A 23804-nucleotide genomic window follows, 5' to 3' on the forward strand; every position below is an offset into this window, starting at 1 on the left:
CTTAGATTTGACGTTAATAGCCCAAAATTAATTAAAAGTCCGCTTTATTTTCTTCTAAAATATTAGCTTATTTTGAATAAGTACTGCGGGGTCAACCCATAGTTCTGGTTGATCCCGCTAAGATATAATCCCCAATACCAGCAGTGGGCTGTTGCTTTTATACCGACAACTCCTAATCATCCCCGAAATCACGATGATGCACACCTTGTTTTCTAATCTCTTTGCCTTAGTGATGCTGATGAACGGTGATGGTTAACTAACGCTACTTTCTGAGGAAGTCACGTCGGCAAAATTGTCTATTCGGCAAAACTTCCCCCGCTCATTGCTTTTTGAAAAGCCTGTGGATTCCAGTACTCACGGTAGTTTACGATCAAGCCATCACGAAAGGTTACAAAAGTAGCGTAGCTCATTTCATAAGGGTTGCCGTTACCGATTACCACTCCTGATGCACTCCATTCTGCGATTGCAACATTTGCGTCATCGGTTCCATAAACTTTAAGTGTAGGTAATGATTTCACATCAATATAATTAGGATAGTCTTTTAGGTAAGCATAAAGTGCTTCACGACCTTCAAACCTTTCCTGTGAGCCTTCCGGTGCAAAAGGGAACTCCGCAACTACGTCTTCCGCACATAAATCCGTCCAACCTTTCATATCCTTTGCTAAAAACTTGTCTAAACTATTGCGAAGAAGTTGTGTTGCTGCTATGGCATTTAAATTGGTATTTTCCATTGTCCTTTAAATTTTGATAAGTCCTAAATGATTTGACATTACAAAACTGCAACATAACAAGGTTTTAGAAAGATGAGATATGATAAAAAATACCGTTGATAATTATCAACGGTTTTGCGAAATTGGCCTAGCAAAGATTACCTAATGGCCTGCTTTCTAATCCTGCTTAATGTTTCTTTAGTGATTCCCAAAAACGAAGCGATAAGATATTGCGGAAATCTCTGAATAAATTGCGGATGATTACTGGCAAACTCTTCATAACGTTTTTCCGCGCTGGCGCTAATGGTAGAATTTAGCCTTCTTTGGTTGGCAATGGCATTTCTTTCATCCATTAACCTAATCATTTCCACCATCGCAGGTATTTTGAACATCAGATCAAGCATTTCTGCTCGTGTAATCATAAGTATCTCTGAATCTTCCCAAGCATCAATGTTAAAAACTGATGGGGTTAGCATAATCATACTTTCACGATCGCTCGCCCAATAATTTTCAATAAAAAGATGTACAACATGTTCTACCCCTTTTTCATCAACACTATATTGCCGCATGGCACCTTTAACCACAAAAGCACTGTGCTTACACACATCGCCTTCGTGCAAAAAGTATTGCTTTTTTCTGAGTTTTTTGGGTTGAAACGCAGCCTTAACCAATTCTTCCTCTGCGCTTGTTAATTGCAAAGTACCGTGACTATTAATGTAATTTAGAAGCTGTTGGTGCATAGATTCTTGGTTAAAGGATAGCTCGGCAATTTACAAAATAGATTTGTTATTGAAGGACTCTCAAATTGCATTGATCATACTCCAAAAAAAATTCCTTAAACATGTAGTAGGAAACCAACATATGTAGAAATACATATCCTGATATATTGAATTTAAGCTACCTTGGGATTAAAAGAACCTTTGCCTTTACTTCACCTTCACAACTACCTTCCCTTTTGCACGTCCGCTCTCTACGTATTCCAATGCCTGGTTAGTCTGGTTAAATGGAAATACTTTATCTACTATCGGAATAATTGTTCCCGCTTCTATCAACGAAGTGATTTCTTTCAATTGTGCTCCATCAGCCCTCATAAAAAGAAAAAAATAGCCAACGTTAAGTTTTTTTGCCTTTTTAACGATTCCAAAACTAACCAGCGAAAGAATAGTTTTGATCAACCAATTAGCACCAATTGCTTTGGCAAATTCTCTTGTAGGTGGGCCAGAAATAGAGATTGCTTTTCCTCCCGGTTTAATTATCCGCAGTGATTTTTCAAGCGTCTTGTTATCCTGGCTGTTCAACACCACATCGTAGTCTTTCAGGATGGTTTCAAAATCTTCATTTTTGTAGTCTATCAGTATATCTGCTCCAAGCTCTTTTAGCATAGCAAAACTTTTTTCACTTGCTGTTGTAGCCACAGTTGCTCCCAGATGTTTCGCCAGCTGTATAGCAATCGTACCTACACCTCCAGAGCCTGCCTGAATAAACACTTTCTGGCCTTTTTTCAGCTTCGCATTTTCTACCAAAGCCTGCCATGCCGTAAGTGCAACCAAAGGAATAGCGGCCGCTTCTTCCATAGAAATGTTCGCGGGCTTTAGCGCCAAATCAGCTTCGCCAATGGCGATATATTCTGCAAAGGTGCCAATGTGAAAATCTGAAACACGAGCATAAATTTCATCGCCTAACTTAAACTGCGTTACCTTTGCTCCTACCTGAGTAATTACGCCTGCAACATCATGCCCCAAAATGATTGGTAAGTTATAGGGCAATATCAACTTAAATTCTCCCGATTTTATTTTCGAATCAAGTAAATTTAAGCCAGCAGCATAAATTTCAACCAATACTTCATTATCCTTTATGATTGGCGTAGGAATATCAGTAAGTTCCAGCGCTCCTTTTTTATCGTATTTTTTTATTGAAAATGCTTTCATCTTAAAGTTGAATTTATTTTCCTCGGATTGATCAACCCAAAGGTAAGTTTCGGAAAAAAACGGTTAAATACATAAATCAGTTTCGAATCACCTACACGAATAGTGTATTGGTTTTTTTCTAGCCCCTTAATCAACCCCTTCACCAATTGATCTGGGCTTATCTTTTTATCTGCTCGATCGGCCACCATATCCGTATCAACTAAAGGTGGTAACAATTCGAAAACCTTTACATTGGAACCCAGAATTTCGAGGTGTCCCCTCAACGATTTGGTGTAAAAAGCCAATGCGCTTTTGGATGCCGAATAAGTGGCCTCAACAAGCGAGGGCACAATGCTCAAAATTGAAGTGGTGTTGATAATGGCACTTTCCTTTCGAGATTTTAACATTTCTATAAATAGATTATTCAACCTGATTACGCCCAGATAATTAACCTGCAATTCGTACTCAGCCCCTTTGAAATGATCGTCGCTGGCAATGCCCAAATTTTTGGGTGGTACACCGACACCTGCATTGTTATAGAGTATATCGATACCACCCAGTTCACTTACCTTTTCGAAAAGCGTATAAGCATCGGCTTCATTCCCAGCATCACTTTGTATAGTAGTTAATGTTGGGTAAGCTATTTTTGCAGCAGCCAGTTTATCTTGGTTTCTTCCTGTAATGATCACTTTTGCGCCAATTTGCAAAAATTGTTTCGCAGCTTCGAGCCCGATGCCCGATCCGCCACCTGTAATGAGGATAGCTTTTCCTTTTAAATTCATTGGTGCTTGAAATTAATGAGGAACATTGTCTGTAATTGGGGTCACCAGTTCGTGGATTTTCTTGGTATCGCCTACAGGAACCTCAAATTGATCTTTTCCTAAAGCATCAAATAGCTCATTGGCCACTTCTGATGGAGGAATGCCGTTTACACCACCAATTTCTGCAGAAAATTCGGTGTTAACCAATGGTGGATAGAGCTCATAAATATTTAGATTTTCGTTATCCGCGAATGTATCTCTCAAACCTTGTGTATAGCTATGTAAAGCTGCTTTACTTGCCGAATAAGTTGGCAGATATTTATTGGATCTGAAAACAGCTATTGAAGAAACATTTACAATTGCAGCTTCTTTCTGTTGTAAGAGTAATGGTAAAGTTAAAGCAGTAAAATCAATCACGCTGATGTAATTGGTATTGATTTCCTCGTATGCTTTTTCTGCTGCATTGTTATTGCTATTACTTAAATCATTCATAAAAGCAGCACCAGCATTATTAATGATGATGTTTACAGCGGGATGGTTATTTTTTAATTCTTCTGCAATCTTAATCCTGTCGGCCTTTACCGACAAATCGCCCTGTATGGAAACAGTATTTTCTAACTGGTCTAAGGCACCTTGAAGGCGTTCTTGGTTACGTCCGTTAATAATGATTTTATTGCCAGCTGCGCTTAATTTTTTAGCTATGGCTAAACCTATTCCGGCGCTTCCACCGCTGATAAATATTGTATTTCCTGTTGTTTTCATTGTATCTATAATTTATTTGCGTAAATTCGCTTGCGTTTTGCAAGTGCAAATATATAAACAACTTTCATTTTGCAAGTAGTTTTACAATTTATTTTATGGGAAATTTAAAAAAGCGGTCTGAATGCCCTATTAGCAGTTCATTAGATATATGGGGAGATAAATGGTCTTTACTGATTGTGAGAGATTTGATGATCTCCAAACAATGTACTTATGGCGATTTCCTAAAATCGGAAGAAAAAATAGCGACCAATATCTTAGCTTCCCGATTACAAATGCTTGAAGAAAATGATGTGATCACAAAGCAGGAACATCCCGAAAGCAAGGCAAAAGTTTTATACAAACTAACGCAGAAAGGGATAGATTTGCTTCCGCTAATGATTGAAATAAATTTGTGGGCTGATAAATATTTTACAATGCCACCAGAAAGAAGGGTAATGCTTGAAGAAGTAAAAAAAGATAAAGATGCATTTATAGCAAGCAAAAGAATCGAATTGTTATAACATTGAATCAATATAAGCTGCTTTTTTGGGGTTTAACCAGCCAAATTACATATCTCAATTTATGCACAAGACTCCCTTCAATGATTAATTCACTATAGTTAGAATAAATCACTATATTAACACAAAGTTAAGTTCATTGATGAATTAACTTAACTTTGGAACATTATTTGGAAAGAAAAAAATTCATTTAATCAAACGTCACAAATCAAGGTGATTTTCGATTAAGTCACTTAACCCAGATGGTAATAGAACAAATAGTTGTTGATTCTTAAATAAGTACTTTGATATACCCTTTTCACTGGAGAGATTTTAGCCAAAACAGATGCGCCGTTTACTTATTGTTCTTTCCAAAAAATAGTGCAGCTTTTAATATCTATTTCGTTAGATTTAATCGTTTGAAGAACAAATCTCTATAACGACCACTTATAGGAATTTCATATTTATCTATGTAAACATGGTTAGTTTCGATTTTCTCAATTGTATTAATATTGACAATATAAGACTGATGCACTCTTATAAATTCCGAGGAAGGTAATTTTTCTACGAGTTCCATAAACGTCATTCGAGGAGAATGTACTTTTTCTTTTAGGATAATATCCAAGTAATTACCAGAACCTTTGATAAATAAAATTTCTTTGAATTGAATTTTAATATTTTGGAATCCGTCCTTTATGAAAAAGAAAGTATTTTTATTCCTTACAAAAGACATCCGTTCTTCCAATTTGTCTACGGCCATTTGAAATCGATCAAACTCAAAGGGTTTCAATAAATAATCAATGGCATTATGAGCATAACTTTCGAAGGCGAAATTTGTATAGGCCGTAGTGAAAATGATATTTGGTTTTAATTTTAATTCTTCCAACATTTCCAAACCAGAAATATTGGGCATATTGATGTCTAGAAATATTAAATCGACAGGATTTTGTCTTAAAAAAACAATTGCTTCTGCAGGATCGGAAAATTGAGCGATCAGATCTAACCGCTCAATTTTGGCGCAATGGAATTTTATAACTTCAAGCGCTTTTGGTTCATCGTCTATTGCAATTGCTATTATCATTTTTGAGCAGTATTTATACCCATTTTTACCGAAAAAACCCCATTCAGTTTTTTAATTTCAAATGTATGGTTTTTTCGATATGCTAGTTCCAAACGTTGTTTTGTGTTTCTAATTCCTATGCCAAAGCCCTCTTCCTTTTTGTAAGTTTTATAACCTTCATGGTAAGTATTTATACATTCAAAAATTATCCAATTATTACCACAAGATACTGATATCTCTAATTTTGAAGGCTTTGATGGATCTATTCCATATTTAAATGCATTTTCAACAAAGGGAATTAGCAGTCCAGGACTAATTATGTAATTTTCAATATTTTCAAATCGTAATTCTACAATTGGCTCTACTGCAGAACGTATCTTTTGAATGGCGACATAATCTTCAATGTATTTAATTTCATTTTTCAGGGGAATGAAATTTTCATTCATGTCTTTCTGCATATATCGAATTAAACTTGCCAATTTTGCAATACTTTCACTTGTTTTAGGAGCATTTTCGACCAAGGCTGTGGCATATATGGCGTTTAAAGAATTGAACAAGAAATGCGGATTAACTTGCGACTTTAACAGTCTTAATTCTGATTCTTTACTACCCAACCTTAAGTTAAATAATCTTTCTTTAGCTTTTATTGTACGTAAATAAGCATATACAAACGATAAACACAGCGTTAATAAAAGCACAGCAGTTAACGTAAAAATTATGTAGAAAACGTCTTCCCCCGTTTGAACATCATCAAATAAAGTGCGAATTATTTTTCGAATTAGCAGGTAAAAAGTTACGGAAAGCGCAATAATCAAAACAGCATATCTCAGTTTCTTTTTTTGGGCTACTAAGACTGGAATGATAAAAAAAGTGTGAATATAGAATATTGAAATTATTAACGTTACTGATAAAATCTCTTTTTTGCCCATTTTAGGCGTGAGAACTGAAAATGCGCAAAAGATTAACAACATCAACATATTAATAGCAATTTCCAAATAAGGTATAGTCTTCTTTTTATGTAGCTGCATGGTTTTCTTTATTATATTTTCTCAATAATTTATCATTCAATTTTCCGGCGGGGTAAAGTTTAATAAGCCTAGCAACAAGCTCCTTTGTTTTGATGTTGTACTTTAAATGCAAGAGGTTATTTGCCAAATAAAAGTATTTTGATGTCTGCGGCAGTTCCTTTAAAGCAAAGTCAAATTTCTCTTTATCAAGCTCTTTATAGATAATCAATTCATTTTTTAGCTTACTATATTTGAAGCTTAAATACAATTCAAGAAACTCATTATACTCTTGACTGATCATCGTCGAATAATCGATATTTTCTTTATTAAATTCAACAACATTACTTATTTCCTTTGGAATTTTATTTCTAAAAAGTTTCGATGCTCCATCTTTATGATTCAATAGGAGGTATCTCAGAAATTCCTTTTTAGCTCCAAATTCGATTTCTGATTTTGTATACTTATATAAAAATGGGCTTATATGTTGCTGCTCTTTATCCAATTTAGTTAATAATTTATTTAATTTACTGCTTAAATTCTTAATTGCTTTATCTACGTTTTTGATGTCTTTTAATGTTTCATCAGATTTAGAATCTAATGCTTCATCAAATGCCTGATCCAAGTCAAATGTGGTTTGATAAAATTCGGAATTGTACTTGTCTGCATTTAAGAATTTAATCCCTGTTTTTCCATAACGTGTGGTTTTTGTCAATTCAACATTGGTCTCCGTTCCCGGTTCTATTAAGTAAGTAGTGATGGGGCAATCATAGAAGTTTTTGCAATAGCCGATATAGTATTTATCGGTTAAGTTTTCATAAAGAACATCGTTTCTCAAGTCAAGAAATCTTCGCTCTGGAGTTAAATAAACAATAAATGGTTGGTTTACTTTGTCAAAGACGTATTCAAATGTTTTATCCGGCTTAAGGACTTGAAAACCTTCTACAGTGGAATATGGAGAATGGAAGGTAAATGTAGCAAAGTATACTGTGTCTGTAGGCCAATTTGCTACTTTACCTTTTAAGATTGCTTTGTTTTTTTGGGCATTTGCCGATGTAAAACAACTTGCAATTAATGCTACTAAAATGATTGGATACAATTTCATAATTAAATTTGTTTAAAGAATTATAGTCTAAAACTATAACTGCATAACAGCATTAAAAATAAAATGGGATCGTTGTTACTAGTTATGGTATGAAATGGAACTTTAAAGATTTTCTTCGAATTAATTTTCCTAATAATTCAAGAAAAAGAATATGCGCAATAGCTTTAAATTTAGTCGTTAGATTGCAACTTCAATGTTTTTTATTTTGTTCTACTCCTCAATTTCCAATGGCTCTTGAGCTGAAATACAGTGTCCCCCAAGTATGGTGGTGATGAATGCGGCCTTTCCGATCAAGGATAAGTCGGACAAAGACCTAGTTGAACGATTCTTGCCCCGTCTGTAAAATCTTTTTCTATTGTATGATAAGGGAAACGTTACTCAAAAGCACACTTTAATCAGAGGTTTGTTCAAAGATAGTCTGGTATGGGGTCAGGGTTCATTTAGAACAAAATATCTGGACAGGACCTTTCATGTTAACCTACTGAAAATCAACAAAAAAGGGTTGCTTTTTAACGAGCAACCCTTTAAAAAAATTAACCATGAATCTGGTTAGTACCCAGGAGCAGATTCGAACTGCCATGCCCTTTCGAGCGCCACCCCCTCAAGATGGTACGTCTACCAATTTCGCCACCTGGGTATATTAAGCGCAAATATAAATTTATTCACCGAAGTTTCTAGCGCTATTTTCAGAAAATTAAACCTCAATACGTAACTGATCGTATGCCAGCCTGATATTATCCGGCAATTCAGCTTCAACGGCCTCATGCAGTCCCAAATTATGACTGATATGCGTAAAATAAGTCATCTCAGCGTTGATCCGTTTCGCAAATTCAACAGCTTCCTGCAGATTAAAATGAGAGATATGATCCTGAACCTGCAGCGCATTAATAACCAATACCTTTGTACCCATAATTTTAGCAACCGATTCTTCAGATATTGTTTTTGCATCAGTGATATAGGTAAAATCTCCAATTCTAAAACCTAAAATCGGAAGTTTATAATGCATAATATCGATCGGCACAATCTCTGTCTCTCCTATTTTAAAAGGCTCAGAAGATATTGTATGGAGGTTTATTTTAGGCAATCCGAAATAGGGAACATCCGAAAATATATAAGAAAACTCTCTTTTTAATGCATTCTGCACCCTTTCCTCTGCATAAATATCAATGTTCTTATGCATTAGGTAATTGAAAGGACGGATATCATCCAGGCCCGCAATATGATCCTTGTGCTCATGTGTAAACAATATCGCATCAAGATCCTGTACATTTTCCCGCAGCATCTGATACCGGAAATCTGGGCCGCTATCAATCACAATCGTCTTATCTGCGGTTTCCAGCATTACCGACGTCCGTAAACGCTTATTTCTATGATCGGGAGAAGTACACACTGCACACCGACAGGTGATTACAGGAATCCCCTGAGATGTGCCGGTACCTAAAAAAGTAATTTTCAAAATAAAATCAGATTAAGCACCATTACCGCAAATCCACAACCTCAACACCAGGATATTTTTTTGCATCAAAACTAAAAGTTCCTGCAGGAACAACAACATTAGGCACAAACTTATTTATGCCGTATGCATATACACTACCATTCTTGTCGAAAACCTGCACATTGGCGATCTGTTTTGCAACCTTGTCAACACTCAGGCGGATCTTAAAATATTGAACCTTGGTATCTATCGGTGATAAATCGATCATCTGATACACCTTTGCACCTACTTTACGTTCACCGGTATACAGATACTTATATCCTTTCTCGTACATCGTAAATACTGTTGCAGGATTTAATGCATCAGAACTACTGCTGGCATTGTTGACCTGGACTTCTTTATCATCTTTAAGGTATGTCCATTGTGTTTTTCCGTCGCTGATCAGGTCCTTATCCCCCATCACAACCTTATACTTGTTAGCTTTGGAGTCTACATACAAAGTACCTTTCTCGGTGTTCTTCACGTTTGCTTGCTTGTTCTCAACAGAAAAAGTAAAATCTGTGCGGATAGCCTTGAACGACCGGTACTTTTTACTCACCGCCGCCAATATCGATTGTGCTTGAGGATCTGTTTGAGCCTGGGCGATATTAAAGGAAACTATTGTTAACAATAAAACACTTAAGAACCTCTTCATAGAATTTGCTGGTTTAATCATTTTTAAGGTTGTCCAAGAATTGTTCCAAAGCATAGTCATCAGGAATTAAAACCTCACGGGCCTTGCTACCTTCAAACGGACCAACAACACCTGCTGCTTCCAACTGGTCGATAATTCTACCTGCCCTGTTGTACCCTAATTTTAGTTTACGTTGAATTAACGATGTCGATCCCTGCTGATGCATGACGATCAATCGTGCAGCATCCTCAAACATAGAATCTCTGTCGGATGCATCAAACTCCAGCTTTGCATTTTCAGCCGCTTCATCAAGATATTCCGGTAGTTGATAGGCTTCAGGATATCCGCGCTGATTTCCAATAAACTCAGAAATTCGATCTACCTCAGGCGTATCTACAAAAGCACATTGCAGCCTGATCAGGTCGTTTCCTGTTGATAACAGCATGTCTCCCCTACCGATCAGCTGATCAGCACCTCCACTATCTAAAATTGTACGTGAATCTATCTTCGATAATACCCTGAAGGCAATCCTTGCCGGGAAGTTGGCTTTGATCGTACCTGTAATAATGTTCACAGATGGTCTTTGGGTAGCCAGCACCAGGTGGATACCTACCGCACGGGCCAGCTGTGCTAACCTCGCAATAGGCGTTTCAACCTCTTTACCGGCAGTCATCATTAAATCCGCAAACTCATCCACAATAAGCACAATATAAGGTAAAAACCGGTGTGCATTGTTAGGGTTCAGCTTGCGCTTGATGAACTTCTCGTTATACTCCTTTAAATTCCTGACCTGTGCATCTTTCAACAGGTCATAACGCTGATCCATCTCAATACAAAGTGAGTTAAGGGTATTGATTACTTTTTTGGTGTCTGTGATAATCGCATCAGCTTCACCCGGCAGCTTAGCCAAAAAGTGACGCTCAATTTTATTAAAAAGCGTGAGCTCCACCTTTTTAGGATCCACCAACACGAACTTTAGCTGTGAAGGGTGTTTCTTATAGAGCAATGAAACCAGGATAGCATTGATACCAACAGATTTACCCTGACCAGTAGCCCCTGCTACCAACAAGTGTGGCATTTTGGATAAGTCGGCGATAAAAACCTCATTCGAAATTGTCTTGCCTAATGCTATAGGCAAATCCATTGTCGTAGTCTGGAACTTTTCAGTTGCCAGGATGCTGCGCATAGACACCATTTCGGGATGCATATTCGGCACCTCAATACCTATAGTCCCCTTGCCTGGCATAGGTGCAATAATCCTGATCCCTAAAGCTGCAAGACTCAATGCGATATCATCCTCCAGATTTTTAATCTTCGAAATCCGCACACCCGGTGCCGGGATAATTTCATATAAGGTTACCGTAGGGCCAATAGTGGCCTTGATCTTATCAATCTCAATATTGTAGTGATTCAGGGTCTCTACAATTTTATTTTTATTGGCCTCCAGCTCTTCGGCATTTACCGAGATCTTGTTAGAACCGTGGTTTTCTAGCAAGTCCAAATGCGGATATTTGTAGCTGGCCAGATCCAATGTTGGATCATAGGCACCGAACTGCTCCACCAGGTCTTCAGACTTCTTCTCTTCTTCGGTCTTTTCGATAGTAAATACAGGCTCGGGAGCAGACTCCTCGGCTAACAGCGCGCTGTCAAAAAGCTCATTCGGACGTATTGGCGATGGTGGCGGTGTGTCCATTGTAGGTGATAAAATAATTGGTGCGCTGTGCATCACATTCGTCGCCAGCGGAATAGCGGCAATCGCTTCTTCCTCGGCCTGTGTATCCTCAAAACGACTTGGCGTCAATACTACATTCTGCTCTCGTTTACGTTGTGCACCCAGTTTATCATTCACACTAAATTCTACTGGTTTAGAAGGAAGCTCATTTTCCAGGGGAATATTTTCCGGTACCTCAGGAACTTCGAAGTTCTCAATCTTGCGCTCAATCTTTGGAATTTTAAAGTCTATATTGTAAGCAATGATCAGGATGCTCAACGCTAAAAAGGCAAGTAAACCTCCTACACCGGCAATGCCGATCTGTGCAACAAGGATCTTATTCGTCCAATAGCCAAACTCCCCTTCAAGAAAATGTGGTGCATCAGCAAAAAAAGCGTGGAAAAACCCGAAACTCAGCGAAAGGAATAACAAGAAGAAAAAGCTATACCCGAACGTTTTTTCCAACGCAAAGATCTTGACTTTAAAAAGTAGCCTGTAGCCGATTACAAAAAACACAAGCACAAATAAGAAGGAGGCCATGCCGAACCATTCGTAAATAAACTGATGTGCTAACAGCGCACCAAACTTCCCCAGCCAGTTTTGTACTACAGGAGCAATATTAAGCGCTTTAAGCTCATCAACAGTTTTGAACAGGTTATGCCATCCTCCATTTGCATCGATTACATAGCTGTAATCGTCTTGCCAGGTAAAAATATATGAGGTAAAAGCAATTAGAAAGTAGAGCGCAAGGATTAGAAAAAACAAACCCAGGATCTTGATCAGCCTCCCGTTGTTGAAATCAAATGAAGGCATGAGATCCCGTCGTTCTCTGGGTGCTTTGGCCGCAGGCCGCGTACCTGGTCGCTCCGGAGCATCGTTTTTAAATGAATTAGACTTAAACTGGTTTCCCTTTAGCGCCATTTTTATGTACAAGTATTAATAATCAACAAATATAAAATATATAGTTGTATGTGCTGAGTTATATAAATACAATTTTCAGACGTCCCAGATGCGCAATCTGATTTTCTTGATATAGTGCCGCACATCCAACACCACTGCGGCAAGGATATAAAACACAATGGGAAACCCAACCGCAAGGAAAGAAGCGTAGATAAAGAATAGACGGATCTTACTGATGGATATGTCCAGACGCTCTGCAAGATACGTGCAAACACCAAAACTTTGTTTCTCAAAATAGGTAATGACTCTCTGGAACATCTTATCGTTTTAACAGTTTAACTCCAATACCACAATTTAAACATTTTTTCTGACTACAATAGTATTTATTTAATTCAAGGATCGCCTGACTGTCAAATGCATTTTCAATCTTGATCCCGTTTTCGGCATAGCTGTCCACCAAATGGTTCCGTTCGGCTGCAATCTCCTCCAGAAAGGAAATCGCCCGGTCTTTATATTCCTGGTTCGCTGTATGCTTCCCGTAACTATAAAGCACAATACAAAAAGCATTAATCAAAATACTGTTAACGGAAGAAATCCCCATATGCGTATGTGCACCGGCACTTACTTTTTTGAACGTATAGTGGTGATCCCAGTAAGATGCTGTGCTCAGCTGCTCAAAAAAATGATGCAGTTCATGTAACTCCCTGCAATGCATCAGTTCTGCAAAAAGTACCGGAGTTCTCCACATTAGTGCCGCAAATTGAGCAAGCCTCACAGTAGGGAAACTAGCTGGCCGCATGCGTAAAAATTTCCAAAGTGATACATCAATCGGCACAAGTCGCCATTTTTTCCGCAGGTAATTATATTCTTCCTGAAGTTGCTGGGGATAGATTTCTTCAAATGCTCCCGCTAAAAAACCTGCCTGCCCAAAAATCAAGGCATCTACCTGCAACGGATCCCGGTGGTGCTTAACCAGGATTGGATGTCGCAAAGAAGCGGCAAGCAACTCAAAGGGAACGGTATTAGTCTTGAATCCAAAACTTCTGGCCAGGCAATGATAAAGTGCTGCTTCCCAATCGCCCTGTAAATGCTTAACTTGCTGTAATAGTTCATCTGATTTGCGTTCCAGCCGGTCTGCCAGCACTCTGCTGAGCATCCAGCTTACGGTTAGTGGATCTACATGCGTAACCTGTGCTGCGCACGGAAAAACTGTCCGCTCATTAATCAGTTGCTGATACTGTTGCAGATAGCGTACGTCGAAAATTTCCTTGATTTCAAACGCCGGAATCAGCGTCTGGTTTCCCCGGTAAATAGCCCGGTCATGCGCATAGACCACATGCAATACTACAGAATCATAACTTTTATCCAGCTCATGATTATGTAAAAACCAGTCTGATGCATTTACGTGAATCTCTACATTCCCAACCCATCGCACACCGCCTATCTCCAGCGTCGCCTGCATAAAGTCTGGCCCCGCGTGGGTATTCAGCCAGCCAGGATGGATAACCCGTAACCGTTCTCCATCAACGCAGTATAACGGCTGTGCGGTAAACAGCCTGAATTGCCAGAGAAAACTTAAAAAGTTTTCGTTTATTGCCATTGGTAAAATTAGTTCGGCTGAACCAATTTTTACATATTTATTTTACGGCTGCGCGATTGTAATTCGTCATAAATACGCCTGCGATGATTAGAAAGGCCGCAATAAAGGTATCGATCGTAACTACCTCATCAAGAATTAACCAACCCAGCAATATCGCAATGATTGTATTGACGTAATTCAATACTGAAGCCTGAACAGCTGTCACCCTTTTTAAAGCATAGTGGTAACAGAAAAAGGCGAGTACTGAGCCGAAGACACCTAGATATACTACGGCACCGAGACTTGACAGGCGCCAGGTGGACGGACTGGTGTCTCCAGAAAATATCATGGCCAGGATAAACTGCACAACTGCGGAAAAAGCGAACTGGTAAAATAAATCGAGAAAGATGTTCGGTGACTTATGCGTATGTTTTTTGATATAGATTGTTCCTGCAGACCAGCCACACACAGCCACAAACATGATCAAGATACCATGTTTGTAAGCGGGAATGAGGAAATCCTGCAGGCCATCTCTAAAAATGAATATTACGCCCAGCAGTCCCAGAACTACTCCGATAATACCCTTAAGGGAGGGTTTTTGTGTTCCAAAAACCAAGCCACCAACAAAAACAAGTAATGGTGATAATGAGCTTAGCAGCGATGCCAATCCGCTTGAGATATTTTTCTCTGCAACGGTAGTAAGCCCGTTGGCTATCACAATCATCAACATAGACAGGATAACTTGTCGCCCAAAATGCGACCAGCCTATCCATTTCAACTCTTTGTTTTTTAAGAGATAGATCAACAGGATTACTGATGCCAACGTTTGCCGCATGGTGGTAACGAACCAGGGCGGTATAGTCTGCACAGCTACCCGAATTCCCAAATATGTAGTCCCCCAGATGATCGCTACGCCTAATAGGGCCAGGATCAACCTGATATCGGGCTTTTTAGCGGTCATATTAGTTCTGCACTGAGGAGGATCTGTTCCATTTCCTGCTGGAGCTTTAATGCTTCCTCCCTTGCGCGTTCGGCAAAGTCTTCTCCCTTGCCGGCGTAAATAATTCCTCTGGATGAGTTAACAAGTAATCCGCAGCTATCATTAAGTCCGTATTCGCATACGTCGGCTAAACTTCCGCCCTGAGCACCAACACCGGGAACCAACAAAAAATGATCTGGAGCAAGCTTACGCACTTGTTTAAATTCTTCTGCCCGTGTAGCGCCAACAACGTACATCAGCTGATCGGCAGTAGCCCAGCCTGAAGAAGTATTGATAACGGTTTCATATAATTTTTGACCGCCAGTTTCCAGAACCTGAAAATCCTTATGCCCGCTGTTTGAGGTCAACGCCAATAGGATCACCCATTTATCCTTATAGTTTAAGAATGGGCCTACGGAATCTTCACCCATGTAAGGTGCTACAGTAACAGCGTCGAAGCCCATCTCCGACTTCTCCCTATTAAAAAAGGTCTCCGCATACATAGCCGAAGTATTCCCAATATCACCGCGCTTAGCATCGGCAATGGTAAAAATATTTTCAGGAATGTACTTCCAGGTTTCAGTCAGGGTTCTCCAACCTTTCCAACCCATACTTTCGTAAAATGCTGTGTTAGGTTTGTAGGCTACGCAAAGATCTTTTGTAGCATCAATCAGCTGTTTGTTGAACTCAAGAATCGGATCTTCGTACTTTAACAAGTGTTTAGGGATATTTTCCATTACCGGATCTAAACCGACACACAGGAAAGATTTTTTTTCCTGGATCTGCGCAAATAGTTCTCTTTTGTTCATCAGACGTGATTTGTGTGCAAATATGACAAAATTTAAAACCTTTTGACACGCTTTTTTGTAATTGCTATTGTAAATTCTTTACAATAATTTCTATATTTTTTTGGAGATTAGTTTACAAATACATACAATTGCAATATAAATTCTTTTTTGTTCTTCTGAACAGTCAAAAAATCTCATTTAAATTAGTTCTACTACATTCTAAAACCGCATTCTTTGCTTCGTTCATTTGAAACCTTTTTCGGTATATACTCAAAAAAATTTATGTTACATCAACTATAGCATAGCTGCTATCCTATGACAAATACTTACATCAACATTTCTCTACACCTATATAATGTTTAATAAAACAGAATTAAATGAAAAGCTTACAGCAGAACTGCGCGAGCTAGCCAAGTCCCATGGCATCCTTAACGCCGATGATCTACGAAAGGCAGAACTGGTAGAAATCATTGCTCAGATTAAAGAAAAAGAAAGTCCGGTTGAATCTACCGAAGAAGTGAAAACCCCTAAAGCTAAAATAGCTAAAGCAGGTTCGGCAGACAAACCGGTAAGAAAACGGACCAGAATCCCTGCAAAGGATGATCCTGACACCCCTAAACCTACGTTCAACAGAGGTTCTCTGTTCGATGTAGATAGCCAGTCACAACCCTTCGCCCCTGAATTCACGGCACAACGGGAAACTCCCGCAGTTACTGAACCTGAAGTTGCCGAAGTAGCTCCACGTAAACAGGCTGCTGAACGTGCTCCACGTGCAGCGCGCCAGGAAGTAGCGGAACCTGTTGCTGCTGCAACGGATGAAAATACTTCAACGGAAACGCCAACGGAAACAGCTACTGAAGCACGACCGGAAAAAACTGAGCGTAATGATCGCACAGACCGTGGAGAGCGTGGAGAGCGTTCAGAACGCACTGATCGCCCTGCCCGTCAGGAACGTCCGAGAAAAGAAGTTGCTGCTACCACTGCTCCTGCTGAGCCCCAGCTTCCTACTGCTGCCGATATTGAGGCACGCAAAATGAGACCGGCCAGGGAAGATAACAACAGACAAAAAACGCAACAGCAAGGCCAGAATGTTCCCGGCAACAACAACCATAAACAAAACGAAAACAGTTACTCAAATCTGGATTTCGACAATACCATCACAAACGAGGGTGTTCTTGAAATTATGCCCGATGGCTACGGATTCCTAAGATCTGCAGATTACAACTACCTGTCTTCTCCTGATGATATCTATGTTTCTCAGTCACAGATCAAACTTTTTGGTCTAAAAACCGGAGATACTGTGAAAGGAAGCATCCGCCCTCCAAAAGAAGGCGAGAAATATTTCCCGCTGGTACGCGTAGAGTCCATCAACGGACGCCTGCCTGCTGATGTTAGAGATAGAATTCCTTTCGATTACCTTACACCGTTGTTTCCTACGGAACGCTTAAACCTGTTCACAGAAACAAATAACTATTCTACACGGATTATTGACCTCTTTACTCCTATAGGTAAAGGACAGCGTGGTCTTATCGTAGCTCAGCCTAAAACGGGTAAAACGAATTTACTAAAAGAGGTTGCCAATGCAATCGCTAAAAACCATCCTGAGGTATATCTGATCATTCTTTTGATTGATGAGCGTCCTGAGGAGGTTACAGATATGGCCAGAAGTGTGCGTGCCGAAGTAATTGCATCAACTTTTGATGAGCCTGCTGAACGTCACGTAAAAATTGCCAATATCGTATTGGAAAAAGCTAAACGCCTGGTAGAATGTGGTCATGATGTGGTAATCCTCCTGGATTCTATCACCAGACTTGCACGCGCCTATAATACTACAGCTCCTGCCTCGGGTAAAATCTTATCTGGTGGTGTGGATGCAAATGCTTTACACAAACCTAAACGCTTCTTCGGAGCAGCAAGAAATATCGAACGTGGTGGTTCATTAACCATCCTCGCTACAGCATTAACGGACACTGGTTCTAAAATGGACGAGGTGATCTTTGAAGAATTCAAGGGTACTGGTAACATGGAACTTCAGTTGGATCGTAAACTGTCTAACAAACGTATCTTCCCTGCTATTGATATCACCGCTTCAAGCACAAGAAGAGATGATCTGTTACATGATAGAGATACGCTCCAACGTGTGTGGATCCTTAGAAATCACCTGGCAGATATGAATGCTCAGGAAGCTATGGAATTTGTTCAGGCGCAGATCAAGAACACCAAGTCAAACGAGGAATTCCTGATTTCTATGAACAGCTAATTATTTATGAAAAAACAAATCCCTAATGCACTAACATGCGCTAACCTGTTATCGGGCTGTATAGGGGTTGTTTTTGCTTTTCAAGGCCAACTTGACCTTGCAGCGTATGCGGTACTCATTTCGGGTATTTTCGATTTCTTCGACGGATTCTCTGCAAGGTTATTGAATGTCAAATCCCCGATGGGAAAAGAGCTGGACTCCCTTGCCGACATGGTAAGTTTCGGTTTCCTGCCTGGTGTCGTGATGTTTAAATTACTCGACATGAGTGATTTCACCTCGCCTTACCTCCCTTTTATCGGCTTCCTGATCACGATATTTTCGGCCCTGAGGTTAGCCAAATTCAACATCGATGAACGCCAGACTGAAGATTTTATTGGACTCAATACGCCAATGAATACTTTGTTTATCGTGTCTTTGCCTTTTATACAAAAAGATTATCCTGCTTTGATCAACTCAACCCTGCTCCTGGTATCAATCACGGTATTGATGTGCTGGCTGCTGGTAAGTGAGATTAGAATTTTCTCACTGAAATTCGGCTCCATGAAATGGGCGGAGAATAAAACGAAATTTATATTCCTGATCGCTTCTGCAATATTGATTGCAGTATTGAAATTTGCAGCAATACCTTTTGTGCTGATCCTTTACATCAGCACCTCAATCCTGCATTTCAGGAAGAATAGTAGTCTATAATTGTTTTTCCAGATCAGCCTTAGCTGCGTCAAGCTGTGCATAAAGCACTTTGGTAAATTCAGTTAACTCTTTAAAAGCGGTAGCCAATTCTTCAACATCATTCAGATCACGTGCATTATGTTCCATCATTTGCATGTGGTCTTTTGCATCCTCCCGCCCAACATAAGCAAAGGTTGGTTTTATCTTATGCGCAAAACTGGAAACCTTCGCCCAGTTTCTTTCAAATAACGCCTGCTCAAGATCATCAATATACAAAGGCGTTTGCTGCTTGAACATATCAATCATCTCGATCATAAACTCTATACTGTTGCCAGACATGTCCCTTAGATAGGTTAAATCCAGCGGAGTTAAGTTTCTTTCTTTATCGATCATAAAACAAAATTAGCTATTTATATTTTCCAAACTGCCAGATTATCTTCTAAATCTACTAATAATTCCTGAACAGTTTTATGCAACTGGGGATGAAAGGCCACTGCTGCAATTTCACTTAAAGGTTCGAGCACAAAACGCCGGTGCTGCATCTCCGGATGGGGTACCTGCAATTTATTCGGAATACTTATTATTTCATCGCTATACAGAATTACATCGATATCAATAATCCGGGACCCCCAGCGTTCTTCTCGTACTCTCCCCATCTGCAGTTCTATAGCCAGCACTTCATCAAGAACCTCCTCAGCAGTAAATGCTGTCGCCACGCAAATAGCAACATTCAGAAAACCAGGCTGATCTGTCTTCCCCCAGGCCGCAGTTTCGTAAATTGATGAGACAGCCTCCAATTCCCCAACTCGCAGGCCAATATGCCGGATGGCCTCGGCAAGTAAAGCTGCCCGATCCCCCATGTTGCTACCAAGTAACAAATACACCAGTTTTGTATCCAATTCCATATCTATAGCACAGCCGAATTCATATATTTACAAATTAAACACTAAACCTTCACATGAGAGAATTTTTTAAATATGTTTTTGCCACAGTAGTCGGAGTGATCCTCTCTGTATTTGTCATCTTTGTACTCTGCCTGGCACTGCTCATCGGCCTCGTTTCCTCACTCAGTGAAGATAAAAAAGTAGAAATTGCTTCCAACTCTATCCTTTTCCTGAATCTTGATCAGACTATCCTGGAGCGCACGCCCATCAAAAGGTTTGAAAACCTGCCGATCATCGGCTCACGCGATACCAAGACTATCGGTTTTACGGATGTGATCAAATCGCTAAAACGTGCTAAAACTGACGATAGAATTACCTGTATCTACATCAACGTTACGGCTCCTACCGCAGGCAAAGCAACGTTAAAGGAAATCCGCGACGCCCTGATTGATTTTAAAAAAAGCAAAAAACCAATCATAGCCTATAGCGAAGTATATACTCAGGATGCTTATTATCTGGCTTCGGTAGCAGATAAGGTGTACCTCAACCCTGAGGGCGACCTGGAGTTTAAGGGCTTCAGCTCTGAACTTACCTTTTTTAAGGGTGCTATGGAAAAGCTGGGCGTAGAAGCACAGATCATCCGCGTAGGTAATTACAAAAGCGCTGTTGAACCCTTTATTACGGATAAGATGAGCGACTACAACCGCAAACAGGTAACAGCCTATGTTGGTGGCTTGTACGACACCTTTTTACAAGGTATCTCCGAGTCTAGAAAGATCAACAAAGACACATTGTTTAACTATGCCAATGTCTATAAGATACAAAGTGCTAAAGATGCACTTACCTACAAGCTTATTGATGGTTTAAGGTATAAGGATGAGATCCTGGATGAGCTGAGAAAAATCAGCAGGGAATCTGGCAATGATCCATTAAATACTGTGTCTATAAACGACTATGCTGAAAGTACCCCTGCGGAAAGCTTTACGCAGAAAAATAAAATTGCTGTGATCTTCGCCAATGGCGATATCGTTGGTGGCGAGGGTTCTGAATCTTCTATTGGATCTGAAAGAATCTCCCGTGCCATCCGCAAAGCAAGACTGGATACATCAATCAAGGCTATTGTTCTGCGCATAAACTCTGGTGGTGGAAGTGCGCTGGCTTCGGATGTGATGTGGCGTGAGGTTGTCCTTGCTAAAAAAGTTAAGCCTGTAATTGCTTCTTTTGGCGATGTGGCCGCATCGGGTGGTTATTATATGGCCGTGGCTGCCGATTCAATCTTTGTGCAGCCTAATACTATCACTGGTTCTATCGGTGTATTCGGCATTATCCCCAATTTTAAAAACCTGCTGAACAACAAATTGGGTATCACCTTTGATGGCGTAAAAACGGGTCAATATGCTGATATCATGAGCACTACCCGACCATTAACACCTGCTGAACGTGTTATTGTGCAAACTGGTGTAAACCATGTGTACGACACCTTTTTAACGAGGGTTGCCGAAGGCAGGAAGAAAACTAAAGCGCAGATTGATGCCATCGCCGGCGGACATGTGTGGATTGGAACGGATGCGATCAAAATAGGTCTTGCCGACCGACTTGGTAGCTTCCAGGATGCCATTACTGCAGCTGGTAAAAAAGCAAAAATCAAAGAATACAGAGTAGTGGAATACCCTGAAAAAATTGATCCGCTAAATCAGTTCCTGACGGATGCTAAAGACAATATCCGTGTATATTATGCTAAGCAGGAATTTGGCGAGAACTACATGATCTACGAACAGATGAAAAAAACGCTTGTCAATTCTGGTATCCAGACACGCTTGCCTTACGAGATCAGTGTAAAATAATTTACGACAATACTTCATGGAAAATAAAGCCATAGCCCGCACCTTCCGTTTGCTGTCACAGCTCATGGAACTGCATAATGAGAATTCTTTTAAGATTAAATCTGTAGCAAATGCTGCTTTTAAAATAGATAAACTTCCCTTTGCCATCCAGACGAAAACGCTGGAAGAAATAGCAACCATTGATGGACTCGGCAAATCAATGTCGGCAAAAGTATGGGAACTATTGCAAACAGGTCAGATTCAGGATCTGGTAAATATCCTTGCCGAAACGCCTGACGGTATCGTAGAGATGCTGGGCATCAAAGGTATCGGCCCAAAAAAGATTGTCGTAATCTGGAAAGAGCTGGGAATAGAAAGTATCGGTGAGCTATACTATGCCTGCAATGAAAACAGACTGATTGAGGCAAAGGGCTTCGGATTAAAGACTCAGGAAGAGATTCGTAAGGTTATTGAATTTAAAATGGCCGCCCAGGGTAAGTTTCTTTACGCCCAGGTAGATCTGCTGGTGAGCACACTCCACTCGGAACTGCTCATTTGGCTTCAGGAGGTTGATTCAGAGGTACAACTAGATGTCGCCGGTGCTTATAGGCGTCGCTGTGAGATTATCGAAGAAATTAATATTGTTGCTGGTGCTACAAACATCGGGTTGATCCAGGATCGCTTAAAGACTTTTGAACTAATTCCCTTTGAGCATACGGCTGATGATTTATACCATGGCATTAGTGCTTTTGGTTTAAATATCACCCTTCAGTTGGTTCCTGCTGCTGAATTTGTTATCGATTTTTTTAAGGCCACAGGAAATGAAGCGCACGTTACCGAGTTGCTCAAACTTGCCGGCAACGGACCGTTTTCGAGTGAAGCAGACCTGTATCAAAAGGCAGGTCTTGCCTACATCGAACCTGAGCTGCGCGAAGCACTTAACGAAATTGAATTGGCCAAAGCAAATAAGCTTCCGGTACTGATTGAGTATAAGGACTTGAAAGGTAGCCTGCACAACCACTCTACCTGGTCTGATGGCGTGCATACGCTGGAACAAATGGCCAGCTATTGTAAAAATGAGTTGCACCTGGAGTACTTTGGCATTTGCGACCACTCTAAGTCTGCATTTTATGCTAACGGATTGAATGAACAAAGGGTCTATGCGCAGCATCAGGAAATTGATGCGCTGAATATCAAAATGGCGCCATTCAAAATCCTGAAAGGAATAGAAAGTGATATCTTGTATGATGGCTCATTAGATTACCCGGATGAAATCCTAAAGACTTTTGATTTTGTTGTAGCTTCGGTGCACAGCCAGTTACGCATGGATGAAGAAAAAGCTACATCCAGACTGATTAGAGCTATTGAAAATCCATACACAACTATATTAGGGCACCCTACCGGCAGATTATTACTCAGCCGTAAAGGTTATCCCATAGATTATGCTAAAGTAATTGATGCCTGTGCAGCCAATAATGTGGTGATAGAAATCAATGCGAATCCACTGCGACTGGACCTCGACTGGAGATGGCACCGTTACGCAATAGAAAAAGGAGTGATGCTCTCTATCAATCCGGATGCGCACCGCACCGATGGATTTCATGATACGCATTATGGTGTCCTCACGGCCAGAAAAGGGGGCCTGGAAGCAGCAATGTGCCTCAACGCCCTATCGCTCGAAGCCATTTCAAAAAAATTATCCATACCTTTGAAGCATGATCAGCAGTCTGTGTAACCGCATTTTTGAAGAGGCAATCCTTGATTATCATGTAAATGATAACATCGACCAGCCGATAAATAACACGTATCCTTTGCAAACATTGGAGCATCTGCTCTATTTAAAATGCTGGATTGATACTGCGCAATGGCACATGGAAGATGTAGTTCGTAATCCTGACATCGATCCCGTAGAAGGTCTGCAATGGAAAAGACGTATTGATAAGTCCAATCAGGAAAGAACGGATGTGGTAGAATATATCGACAGCTATTTCCTTGAGGAATTTAAAGATAGTACTCCCCTGCCGGATGCCAGAGTTAACACGGAAAGTCCGGCCTGGGTCGTAGACCGTCTTAGTATTCTGGCGTTAAAAATCTTCCACATGCAAGAGGAGACGCAACGAACCGGTGCCAGTGATGAACATGTTCAGGCAACTACATTAAAATTAAACATTCTGCTCAGTCAGCGGACCGACCTTTCGCAAAGTCTCGATGAACTGGTTACAGATATCAAAAGCGGTCATAAGTATATGAAGGTCTATAAACAGATGAAGATGTACAACGATCCAACATTGAACCCCGTTTTATACAACGCCAAATAA

The 23804-nt window shown here is 40.1% G+C and carries 23 protein-coding genes and 1 tRNA gene; 6 read left to right on the forward strand and 18 right to left on the reverse strand.

Translation table 11 applies throughout. From position 1 onward, the window contains the following. Window positions 1–296: 296 nt before the first annotated feature. The 5 genes from CLV32_RS08265 to CLV32_RS08285 form a co-directional block, all read right to left on the reverse strand. A complete protein-coding gene (locus CLV32_RS08265; RefSeq protein WP_133554337.1) occupies window positions 297–731 on the reverse strand; it encodes a nuclear transport factor 2 family protein in 435 nt (144 codons plus the stop codon). 137 nt (window positions 732–868) lie between these two features. Then, window positions 869–1450 carry a Crp/Fnr family transcriptional regulator gene (locus CLV32_RS08270; RefSeq protein WP_133554339.1) on the reverse strand — a complete coding sequence of 194 codons (582 nt, stop codon included), beginning with the start codon at window positions 1448–1450 and terminating at the stop codon, window positions 869–871. A 186-nt stretch (window positions 1451–1636) separates the two neighbouring features. Then, complete coding sequence (locus CLV32_RS08275; protein ID WP_133554341.1) at window positions 1637–2638, reverse strand: NADP-dependent oxidoreductase; 1002 nt, start codon at window positions 2636–2638, stop codon at window positions 1637–1639. Beyond that, entirely contained in the window at window positions 2635–3399 is a 765-nt protein-coding gene (locus CLV32_RS08280; RefSeq protein ID WP_133554343.1) for an SDR family oxidoreductase, read from the reverse strand. The genes CLV32_RS08275 and CLV32_RS08280 overlap by 4 nt, the downstream gene beginning before the upstream one ends. 12 nt (window positions 3400–3411) lie before the next feature. Further along, complete coding sequence (locus tag CLV32_RS08285) at window positions 3412–4140, reverse strand: SDR family oxidoreductase (protein ID WP_133554345.1); 729 nt, start codon at window positions 4138–4140, stop codon at window positions 3412–3414. 95 nt (window positions 4141–4235) lie between these two features. Here CLV32_RS08285 and CLV32_RS08290 point away from each other — a divergent pair, with 95 nt between their 5' ends. After that, window positions 4236–4640, forward strand: a complete 405-nt coding sequence (locus CLV32_RS08290; RefSeq protein ID WP_133554347.1) for a winged helix-turn-helix transcriptional regulator — start codon at window positions 4236–4238, stop codon at window positions 4638–4640. A gap of 373 nt (window positions 4641–5013) precedes the next feature. On the opposite strand, the gene CLV32_RS08295 is transcribed toward CLV32_RS08290, so the two are convergent. The 11 genes from CLV32_RS08295 to pyrF all read right to left on the reverse strand — a co-directional run bounded on the left by CLV32_RS08295 (window position 5014) and on the right by pyrF (window position 15871). Then, window positions 5014–5697, reverse strand: coding sequence for a LytR/AlgR family response regulator transcription factor (locus tag CLV32_RS08295; protein ID WP_133554349.1), 684 nt, complete (start codon window positions 5695–5697; stop codon window positions 5014–5016). Further along, window positions 5694–6704, reverse strand: coding sequence for a sensor histidine kinase (locus CLV32_RS08300; protein ID WP_133554351.1), 1011 nt, complete (start codon window positions 6702–6704; stop codon window positions 5694–5696). Before CLV32_RS08300 ends, CLV32_RS08295 begins: the two co-directional genes overlap by 4 nt. Next, the gene (locus CLV32_RS08305; protein WP_133554353.1) at window positions 6691–7785 is read right to left on the reverse strand and encodes a hypothetical protein; all 1095 of its coding nucleotides are present in this window, start codon (window positions 7783–7785) and stop codon (window positions 6691–6693) included. Before CLV32_RS08305 ends, CLV32_RS08300 begins: the two co-directional genes overlap by 14 nt. Window positions 7786–8338: 553 nt before the next feature. Further along, a tRNA-Leu gene (locus tag CLV32_RS08310) sits at window positions 8339–8422 on the reverse strand. A gap of 57 nt (window positions 8423–8479) precedes the next feature. Continuing rightward, the gene (locus CLV32_RS08315; protein ID WP_133554355.1) at window positions 8480–9241 is read right to left on the reverse strand and encodes an MBL fold metallo-hydrolase; all 762 of its coding nucleotides are present in this window, start codon (window positions 9239–9241) and stop codon (window positions 8480–8482) included. A 22-nt stretch (window positions 9242–9263) separates the two neighbouring features. After that, window positions 9264–9914 carry a LolA family protein gene (locus tag CLV32_RS08320; RefSeq protein ID WP_133554357.1) on the reverse strand — a complete coding sequence of 217 codons (651 nt, stop codon included), beginning with the start codon at window positions 9912–9914 and terminating at the stop codon, window positions 9264–9266. A 13-nt stretch (window positions 9915–9927) separates the two neighbouring features. Further along, window positions 9928–12525, reverse strand: coding sequence for an FtsK/SpoIIIE family DNA translocase (locus tag CLV32_RS08325; RefSeq protein ID WP_133554359.1), 2598 nt, complete (start codon window positions 12523–12525; stop codon window positions 9928–9930). 75 nt (window positions 12526–12600) lie between these two features. Beyond that, window positions 12601–12822: a PspC domain-containing protein gene (locus CLV32_RS08330; RefSeq protein ID WP_133554361.1), complete on the reverse strand. Its 222-nt coding sequence runs from the start codon at window positions 12820–12822 to the stop codon at window positions 12601–12603. 1 nt (window position 12823) lies between these two features. Further along, on the reverse strand, window positions 12824–14104 hold the full coding sequence (locus CLV32_RS08335; protein WP_133554363.1) for a DUF2851 family protein: 1281 nt from the start codon (window positions 14102–14104) through the stop codon (window positions 12824–12826). Between the two features lie 37 nt (window positions 14105–14141). Then, window positions 14142–15044 carry a DMT family transporter gene (locus tag CLV32_RS08340; protein ID WP_133554365.1) on the reverse strand — a complete coding sequence of 301 codons (903 nt, stop codon included), beginning with the start codon at window positions 15042–15044 and terminating at the stop codon, window positions 14142–14144. After that, window positions 15041–15871, reverse strand: a complete 831-nt coding sequence (gene pyrF / locus CLV32_RS08345) for an orotidine-5'-phosphate decarboxylase (RefSeq protein ID WP_133554367.1) — start codon at window positions 15869–15871, stop codon at window positions 15041–15043. Before pyrF ends, CLV32_RS08340 begins: the two co-directional genes overlap by 4 nt. Window positions 15872–16205: 334 nt before the next feature. On the opposite strand from pyrF, the gene rho reads away from it, so the two are divergent. After that, the gene (gene rho / locus CLV32_RS08350) at window positions 16206–18110 is read left to right on the forward strand and encodes a transcription termination factor Rho (protein WP_133554369.1); all 1905 of its coding nucleotides are present in this window, start codon (window positions 16206–16208) and stop codon (window positions 18108–18110) included. 6 nt (window positions 18111–18116) lie between these two features. Next, entirely contained in the window at window positions 18117–18800 is a 684-nt protein-coding gene (gene pssA, locus CLV32_RS08355; protein ID WP_133554371.1) for a CDP-diacylglycerol--serine O-phosphatidyltransferase, read from the forward strand. Here the strand turns inward: pssA and CLV32_RS08360 are convergent. Together CLV32_RS08360 and folK are read right to left on the reverse strand one after the other, a co-directional pair. Then, on the reverse strand, window positions 18795–19172 hold the full coding sequence (locus CLV32_RS08360) for an Hpt domain-containing protein (RefSeq protein ID WP_133554373.1): 378 nt from the start codon (window positions 19170–19172) through the stop codon (window positions 18795–18797). The genes pssA and CLV32_RS08360 overlap by 6 nt on opposite strands. 17 nt (window positions 19173–19189) lie before the next feature. Then, a complete protein-coding gene (folK, locus tag CLV32_RS08365; protein WP_133554375.1) occupies window positions 19190–19684 on the reverse strand; it encodes a 2-amino-4-hydroxy-6-hydroxymethyldihydropteridine diphosphokinase in 495 nt (164 codons plus the stop codon). Between the two features lie 53 nt (window positions 19685–19737). Here folK and sppA point away from each other — a divergent pair, with 53 nt between their 5' ends. From sppA to CLV32_RS08380, 3 genes are read left to right on the forward strand one after another with little or no spacing between them, the layout of a single operon-like run. Then, on the forward strand, window positions 19738–21507 hold the full coding sequence (gene sppA / locus CLV32_RS08370) for a signal peptide peptidase SppA (protein WP_133554377.1): 1770 nt from the start codon (window positions 19738–19740) through the stop codon (window positions 21505–21507). 16 nt (window positions 21508–21523) lie between these two features. After that, window positions 21524–23221 carry a DNA polymerase/3'-5' exonuclease PolX gene (locus tag CLV32_RS08375; RefSeq protein WP_133554379.1) on the forward strand — a complete coding sequence of 566 codons (1698 nt, stop codon included), beginning with the start codon at window positions 21524–21526 and terminating at the stop codon, window positions 23219–23221. Beyond that, window positions 23202–23804 carry a DUF4254 domain-containing protein gene (locus CLV32_RS08380; RefSeq protein ID WP_133554381.1) on the forward strand — a complete coding sequence of 201 codons (603 nt, stop codon included), beginning with the start codon at window positions 23202–23204 and terminating at the stop codon, window positions 23802–23804. The genes CLV32_RS08375 and CLV32_RS08380 overlap by 20 nt, the downstream gene beginning before the upstream one ends.

It is taken from the genome of Pedobacter duraquae, assembly GCF_004362245.1.
In the GTDB taxonomy this organism is placed as follows: Bacteria; Bacteroidota; Bacteroidia; order Sphingobacteriales; family Sphingobacteriaceae; genus Pedobacter; species Pedobacter duraquae.

Coding starts and splice junctions, on each gene's coding strand:
- CLV32_RS08380 (WP_133554381.1), top strand. CDS start 23,202: ATGATCAGCAGTCTGTGTAACCGCATTTTTGAAGAGGCAATCCTTGAT.
- sppA (WP_133554377.1), top strand. CDS start 19,738: ATGAGAGAATTTTTTAAATATGTTTTTGCCACAGTAGTCGGAGTGATC.
- CLV32_RS08325 (WP_133554359.1), bottom strand. CDS start 12,525: ATGGCGCTAAAGGGAAACCAGTTTAAGTCTAATTCATTTAAAAACGAT.
- rho (WP_133554369.1), top strand. CDS start 16,206: ATGTTTAATAAAACAGAATTAAATGAAAAGCTTACAGCAGAACTGCGC.
- CLV32_RS08295 (WP_133554349.1), bottom strand. CDS start 5,697: ATGATAATAGCAATTGCAATAGACGATGAACCAAAAGCGCTTGAAGTT.
- CLV32_RS08305 (WP_133554353.1), bottom strand. CDS start 7,785: ATGAAATTGTATCCAATCATTTTAGTAGCATTAATTGCAAGTTGTTTT.
- pyrF (WP_133554367.1), bottom strand. CDS start 15,871: ATGAACAAAAGAGAACTATTTGCGCAGATCCAGGAAAAAAAATCTTTC.
- CLV32_RS08290 (WP_133554347.1), top strand. CDS start 4,236: ATGGGAAATTTAAAAAAGCGGTCTGAATGCCCTATTAGCAGTTCATTA.
- CLV32_RS08320 (WP_133554357.1), bottom strand. CDS start 9,914: ATGAAGAGGTTCTTAAGTGTTTTATTGTTAACAATAGTTTCCTTTAAT.
- pssA (WP_133554371.1), top strand. CDS start 18,117: ATGAAAAAACAAATCCCTAATGCACTAACATGCGCTAACCTGTTATCG.
- CLV32_RS08335 (WP_133554363.1), bottom strand. CDS start 14,104: ATGGCAATAAACGAAAACTTTTTAAGTTTTCTCTGGCAATTCAGGCTG.
- CLV32_RS08265 (WP_133554337.1), bottom strand. CDS start 731: ATGGAAAATACCAATTTAAATGCCATAGCAGCAACACAACTTCTTCGC.
- CLV32_RS08340 (WP_133554365.1), bottom strand. CDS start 15,044: ATGACCGCTAAAAAGCCCGATATCAGGTTGATCCTGGCCCTATTAGGC.
- CLV32_RS08330 (WP_133554361.1), bottom strand. CDS start 12,822: ATGTTCCAGAGAGTCATTACCTATTTTGAGAAACAAAGTTTTGGTGTT.
- CLV32_RS08360 (WP_133554373.1), bottom strand. CDS start 19,172: ATGATCGATAAAGAAAGAAACTTAACTCCGCTGGATTTAACCTATCTA.
- CLV32_RS08270 (WP_133554339.1), bottom strand. CDS start 1,450: ATGCACCAACAGCTTCTAAATTACATTAATAGTCACGGTACTTTGCAA.
- CLV32_RS08280 (WP_133554343.1), bottom strand. CDS start 3,399: ATGAATTTAAAAGGAAAAGCTATCCTCATTACAGGTGGCGGATCGGGC.
- CLV32_RS08285 (WP_133554345.1), bottom strand. CDS start 4,140: ATGAAAACAACAGGAAATACAATATTTATCAGCGGTGGAAGCGCCGGA.
- CLV32_RS08275 (WP_133554341.1), bottom strand. CDS start 2,638: ATGAAAGCATTTTCAATAAAAAAATACGATAAAAAAGGAGCGCTGGAA.
- folK (WP_133554375.1), bottom strand. CDS start 19,684: ATGGAATTGGATACAAAACTGGTGTATTTGTTACTTGGTAGCAACATG.
- CLV32_RS08375 (WP_133554379.1), top strand. CDS start 21,524: ATGGAAAATAAAGCCATAGCCCGCACCTTCCGTTTGCTGTCACAGCTC.
- CLV32_RS08300 (WP_133554351.1), bottom strand. CDS start 6,704: ATGCAGCTACATAAAAAGAAGACTATACCTTATTTGGAAATTGCTATT.